At 30.4% G+C, this 6929-nt stretch carries 4 protein-coding genes and 1 pseudogene; all 5 read right to left on the bottom strand.

The genetic code is table 11. The features are described 5' to 3' along the window. Positions 1–251 precede the first annotated feature (251 nt). Positions 252–1229 (bottom strand): penicillin-binding transpeptidase domain-containing protein, encoded by a 978-nt coding sequence (locus DW251_RS17535; RefSeq protein WP_002593573.1) that lies wholly within the window; start codon positions 1227–1229, stop codon positions 252–254. A 34-nt stretch (positions 1230–1263) separates the two neighbouring features. After that, a complete protein-coding gene (locus tag DW251_RS17530; RefSeq protein WP_279217561.1) occupies positions 1264–1800 on the bottom strand; it encodes a DUF4097 family beta strand repeat-containing protein in 537 nt (178 codons plus the stop codon). Positions 1801–2658: 858 nt separating this feature from the next. Continuing rightward, entirely contained in the window at positions 2659–3552 is an 894-nt protein-coding gene (bla, locus tag DW251_RS17525; protein WP_002575559.1) for a class A beta-lactamase, read from the bottom strand. A gap of 1357 nt (positions 3553–4909) precedes the next feature. Continuing rightward, positions 4910–6706 carry a BlaR1 family beta-lactam sensor/signal transducer gene (locus tag DW251_RS17520; RefSeq protein ID WP_002575561.1) on the bottom strand — a complete coding sequence of 599 codons (1797 nt, stop codon included), beginning with the start codon at positions 6704–6706 and terminating at the stop codon, positions 4910–4912. A 1-nt stretch (position 6707) separates the two neighbouring features. Continuing rightward, positions 6708–6881 (bottom strand): annotated as a pseudogene (locus DW251_RS17515) (BlaI/MecI/CopY family transcriptional regulator); the annotation flags it as partial. Positions 6882–6929 lie beyond the last annotated feature (48 nt).

The raw sequence follows: 6929 nt of genomic DNA, 5'->3' as shown, positions 1-6929 counted from the left end.
TCATAGAAGGACCTTACTTAGGTTATTTTACAGAAAAAGTTTCATAGGCTCCTTGCAGTAATTGTAGCATTTTGGTTTAGCATTTCGTATTTGATTTTAATTAGATTATCTACATGTGAAGTGAGGTGTTTTTGTGCGAAAGCACAGTATTATTTCTAGCAGTAGTGCAAATTTATTGCATTGCCATTGGTGTGCAATTTTGGCATAAACTCGTGTAGACACTATCTAGTTAACTATATTTCATTTTGTATTTATTGTAATGTTATTTGAACCAAATCGATTGCTATTTCTTTTGCCAATGTGCTGGATACATTCATACCATCAGTTCTTCCAAGACGCACACAAAAATACACATCTCCTGTTTTACTTTCCGCAACCCCTGTAAACCAAGCGTCAACAACAATACCATCGACTTTTCCCATTCCGGTTTTTCCATATATAGAAATGTCAGTACTATCAACCTCTGATAAAAGCATAACTTGCTTTAATGTATTCTGTGTTTCTTCTGAATAATTCGATTCTTTTCCAAAGATATGCTCCATTACTTCCACTTGTTCTTTGGGTGAAATCATTAAAGAAGATTCAATCCAAAAGCCCGTCAAAGCTCTATTACTATTATTTGTATTTAATCGTCCCTCCCAATCAGAAATATCACAATTACCATATTGGAGCTTATCTAATTCCTTCTGCATTAAATCTTCTCCAATATCATCAATGACCTGTCTGAAATACCATACACAAGAAGTACGAAAAGCTTCTTGAAAATCAATATCTTTATTCCAATCTTCATTCCAAAATATTTCACCACTCCATGTTTTAGTAGAGTTTTCCGTTTCAATAATTCCGTTTTCTAAGGCAATCAAAGAAGAAATAATTTTAAATGTCGAACATGGTGAACTTCTTGTAATTGCAAGATCACGATTATAAATTGTATATTTTTTATTGGATGCATCATATATAACTGCTGTTCCATTCAATCCATTAAAATACTCTGACCAGTCTACCTCTACTATTTCTGGTATTTTCTCTGTGCTTTCATCGGAAAATTCCATACTTTTTTCCATAGAAGTTCTGTTTACTCCATTTTCCAGTGTTTCTTGATTTTCTTTTTGGTTTTCAACCAAGCTTTTTTCCTCTACAGTATACTTACTACCACAGCCAGTTAAAATAATTGCACATATACATGCTGTAAATATCATTTTCAAATAAAATTTATTCTTTGTTATCATTATTATCTTTTCTCCTGTCTTTATATTTTTTTATTTATACCACAAACGTAACATCAACATCACCGTTATTGCAAAGTACTTTTAGTGTTTTTTTACCAATATCTTTATGTTTTGGCAAACTGCTATCACCTTTTTTGACTTCTGATTGAATGACGAAATCCTCATACCTGCTTCCAATCATGCCAGAAATATCCCCATTTTTAACGGTCAAAGTCAAGGTATTTCCTACATCTAAGCTCTCAAAAGTGATGTTTCCGTCGTTAGTCGAAATATCAATGCTTCCCGTAACAGCCAATACTGGAAGTGATATATCTTCATTTGTCGTAGATAGCGTAACAGTATCCAGAAGTGTAGTCGGCATTTGTAATACGATTTTCCGATCTTTGGTAGAGGGTTTTCCCCCGATATAATCCGTCCATTCTTTGTTGTTGGCATTTACCATAGTCAGCACATTTCCATCGGAAACAGAAATATCATAATACTCTTTGCTGTTTTCAGAATATTGGATATGCACCTGTTCGTCGTCAGATAGTGTTACTTCAATTTCTCTGTCCCTCACATCAAGATTTATTTCGTTGACCTTTGTATCCGGCGTAAAACTTTTTTTCTCAAAAGGTTCGCTTTTCCCGAGCAGCCCGCCAAAACAAAGCTACTCATTACAAAACAAAAAGCAAGTGCAAATATTTTTTTCATAGTCATTCCTCCATATTTGATAGATTAGATTTATATTTCTAATTTGTAGTAATATCCAGCTTTATCAATTTCTCCGGTTGAATAAAAAACATAAAAAACGAAAGAAAGATAAAGTTTTTTTGCATTTTAATTGGTGTTATCTATTATCACTATCACTTTTTTAACGACTTGAATTTTTAGACCTCTTAAAATGTGTTTAAAGGCTTTTTCATCAAACCTATTATGCCGAAATCTGTCGTCAAACAAGGTGGAATATTTGAATGCGACCTATAGAAAGCTAAATAAGCAAAGGAGTGTACTTCAAATCAATACTGCCTTGCTAAAGATACTATATTGCTTTACTTTCGAAGCAAGCAAAAGGTAAACTAATACCATTCGGAACTGAGCGCAGAACTATGATAAACTGAGTATTATATATGAAATAGGATTTCAGAGTAAATCAATATCTTGGTTAAAATGTTTGAAAAGCCGCCTGTTATCGATACCCGTTAGATAGATAGTATTTATAACATAAGGTTCAAATCTCTAATTTTAAGTATTCCAAATTGTTATAGAAGCATCCTTATTTATAGACTTTTCTACATATCCTTACAAAAAAGGTGAAATGCTTGAATTCAAGTATTTCACCTATATCGTCATAGAAGAATCTTATCTATGGTTCTTTTTGAGAGTTTCTAAGATAAAACTTTTGTAATTGTATTTTGGTATATTAATTTATTTTTGAGTGAATCAATTTTTATGATATTAAATCAAAGATGATTTTTGTGGCATCTGCTATCAGTTTATTGTCATATTCTGCATCTTGTTCTGCTTTTTTTGAAAGTACAGCTACAAATATAGGTTTTTTATTTGGGGGTGTTACAATAGCGATATCATTTCGTGTTCCGTAAGAACCAGCACCACTTTTATCTGCCACAATCCAATCACTTGGTACACCAGCGCGAATTAATTCATCACCAGTTGCATTATTTGACATCCAATCTATAAAAATCTCTTTTTTATCATCTGACAATATATCTCCAGTTGCATATTCTTTTAAATTTAAAGCCAATTGTTTAGGAGTACTAGTATCTCTTATATCGCCAGGTACAGCATCATTCAATTCAGTTTCTATTCTAGAAGGCTCACTTACAGTATCACCAATTTTACTTAATGATTGTTTAAAACCATTAGGTCCATCAAGAAGAGTAAATTGTAGATTTCCAGCAGTATTATCGCTTTGTCTAACTGCAGCATCACATATTTCTCTAATAGTCATTCCAGTATCTACTTTATCTTTTGCAACTGGTGCATAAGATAAAACATCTTCTTCTTCAAAATATATTACATTATCAAGTTCTTCAATAGAGTATTTTTCTAAAATGGCACCGGCAGCTAAAGCTTTATATGTTGAACAGTATGCAAATCTTTCATCTGCATTATAAGAAATTTCTTTATTAGTTTCTGTATCAAGTGCATAAATTCCTAATGTAGCATCATATTTTTCTTCCAGTTCTTGAAATAGAAAATCATAATCTGCATTAACATTTTCATTGCCATCAGAAATGTTTTCTTGATTATTACTACATCCAACAGATAATAATATGACAAAGATCATTAAAATACTTATGGTAATTTTGTTGTGTTTCATAACTTTATCCTCCTAAAATATAGATTATACATAGAATTTTGAATTTTTGAAGCATTTATATCATTTCATATAGCTAACTTATGCATTTGTAATATATTATCTCCACCTTTCAAGTTTTTCATTGCAAATCCATAATAAAATAGTAGTATTTACATTTTAAAGGATATGAGAGTTGTATTTGTCACAATATATAATTCTTTATTTAGGTTAAATTTAGTAAACCATTCATTTTAGTTGTGCTTACGAACTATAATCCAACATAGTTTATCTTTTCTCAACATATTTGTATTAAGATTTTGAAAATGTTTTGTCACCTCTCTTTATAAATAAAATGAATTCTATATGTATTTGTCAATATAAAATTTTAGTTGAGAAAATATAGCAATAAGTCTATTGTGTGAAGCACGCTTTAAATATTACAATAGTAATATTTAAAAGTCAAGCAAAATTTAAAATAATTTTTCCTATTGTATCTGAGCATAAAAAGTGAACTGAACCAATAAAAACGGACAATGACAAAAAGCCCCCTTATTTAAAATAATAGAATCACATAAGGAGCCTGTGGTTTCAACAAAAAACACTTGATTATATGAGCAGGTTTTGTTATAGCAAAAAGTAAATACACGCATATCAAATAATTGAACCAAAGCTGATTGCTATGTGTAAAGTAGGAAAAACCAATCCGTAAGCTTGTAAAATACTTTTAATTAGAGATTCGACAAATTGAAAACTGAATCAATTACTATAATCGGGAATAGACTCGTCTTATTGCTGGGCTTCTGCTAAAATACAGAGGACGTCCTAAAAAACAGACAGAACCAGCTAGTATCAGAGAATATCAGTAAGAAATTGAGTGCCTGAAGATGAAAAATGAACTTTTACGGAATTTTCTGCGATTAGAAGAACGGATGTGAGAGTACAGGTGCAATATGAGGTTATATACAGACACAGAGTATGCGATACATTATCAATGATGTATCATTTCTTTTAGGTATCTTGCTGTGGATATTATGATTTTCGAAAACAATCATGCAATTTATGAAGAAATATGGATAGAAAGTTGCTGACACAGAAAATGGGTAATAGATATTTCTTATATGTATATATAACAGGATATTTTATATCTGTTAGTCATTTTTTATAACCATAAGTATGTCCAGTTAAAAACAGGAGTGGCATTGCCACTCCTGTTTTTAACTCAAATATTATTATCTTAACAAGAATGTTTTTTATATGCTGTCCACACAATATGGGTAGTTTATCTTTTTGTGTACCATCCTTTTATCAATTTAAAGAATTGTGTTGAACTAAACTGATTGAGTTATGTTGTTTTTTCCTATCTATATGATTGTTACTTTTATAATTTATAAATATTCATATCAGATAATATAGAAAGTGTAATTTCAGATGCAATACTGCCAGTTGCATTATCTATAGCTTGAATATTTGTTGCAAAAAAATATGTATGATTTTTAGATTCCACGAAACCTATAAACCAACCGTTTACATTTTTTTCTTCAATACATCCAGTACCAGTTTTACCATAAATTGTGCAATTAACATCTGAAAATAGCTGGATACTTTCTTTTGTAGTTTGAATGTTTTCTGGCGTAAATCCAAAATCATTAAAGTATAATGACGTTAAAAGTTCTACCTGTTCTATAGGAGAGATTTTTAAGGAGGATTCCATCCAATATGAAGAAAGTTCTCCATTTATGTTTTGATTTCCATATCCAATTTGTTCAATATAAGATTGCAAATTAGATTTACCTAACTTTGCATCCAAAGCTTGAAAATACCAAGTAACAGAAGAATTCATTGCAGAAAACAGAGTTTGGTCTTCATTCCATGATTCAAATGGATAATTCTGTTGAGGACAGGAAATAAAAGAATTTTCTGAAGTAATAATATTTTCTTCTAAAGCAAATAGAGCATCATATATTTTATAAGTAGAGTTGGGAGATATTCGTATAGTTGCCTGTTCTATATCGTATATATTCCAATTATCTTTCTGTAAATCGTAAAGCACAAAACTTCCTTTGTACCCATCAAAATATGATGAGAGATCTACAAGCGTAATCTTTTTTGAGGAAGTATCCCAAGTATAGCATTCCTCCGATGCATATGTGGACAACATAGGAGAGCAACCAAAAAGTAAAATAGCTGTCATTAAAAAAGCAATCAATCCTTTTATTCGTTTCCAATAGGTAGGATTTTCATAAGAAGCAATGTTAAGAATACGGCGTTTAATTTGCTTCATATTTCCGCCAAGTCCAGCTACAAATGGAAATGGAGTGGTAGAAATTTTTTCAGCAAAATTAATCAATGTATTTCCATAGTTAATATAGTCCTTATATTCAAGCATTTTTAATACAGAACTATCACAAGCAATTTCCCTATCATGACACATTTCTTTTAGCGCAACCAATACAATAGGATTAAACCAATAAATAATTCTAATAAGAATCATAAAATAGTTAGTAATATTATCCCTATATTTGTAATGTTGTAACTCGTGTAGCAACATATATCGTAAATCAGAAGTATTATAATCAGAAATCAAATGTATCGGCAAATAAATGCATGGTTTCCAAATACCAACGATGATGGGAGATTTTAAAAAAGCAGTACTGTAAATGGGGATATCCTTTTTTAAATTCATCTCATCTAAACAACTATAATAAATTTTTCGTACTTCAACATTTTGCAAAGATAGAGCGGATTTTTTTAACATATGTAAGCGTAAAACTGATTTTGTAACCAAAATAATCATTGTTAGTACACCTATAATCCAAACAGCTCCTAAAATCAATCCAAATATTGATGATGTATCTTGAGTGATAGAAAGTGTAAAGTCATTCATCCAATTCATATTATTTTCAAAAATTGTTTCATTGGTTGTATGTGATACAATATCATTATTTGGTAATTCTGATTGTGGAATGTTACTAAATAACGCAAATATGGAAAAAAATTTTGTTGGCTTTGATGGTACAAAAGGGATTAACAACAATATAAATAATAAGAACCATAAATTATATTGCATACGGCTAGTTAAAATTTTTTTGAATAATTTTTTAACTACTAAAAGGATTCCAATGATACAGCTAATCCATAAATTACAAATGAGAAAGCGTATCATAAAATCACTCATATTACTTTCCTCCTTTTTGTGACATTTTTGTGAGAATGGAACGGAGTTCCTCTATTTCTGTTGTAGGTAATGCATCATCTTCGAGATAAGAGGATATCATAGCTGTTATTTTACCATTATAATAACGATTTAAAAAAGAATGACGTTTTTGTTGAATATATTCTGATTCGTTGAGCCTATGAAACTTTTTCTGTAAAATAACCTAAGTAAGGTCCTTCTATGA

Source organism: Clostridium sp. AM22-11AC (assembly GCF_003473545.1).
Taxonomy (GTDB): Bacteria; Bacillota; Clostridia; order Lachnospirales; family Lachnospiraceae; genus Enterocloster.
This window is presented reverse-complemented; position numbering and strand designations above follow the sequence as displayed.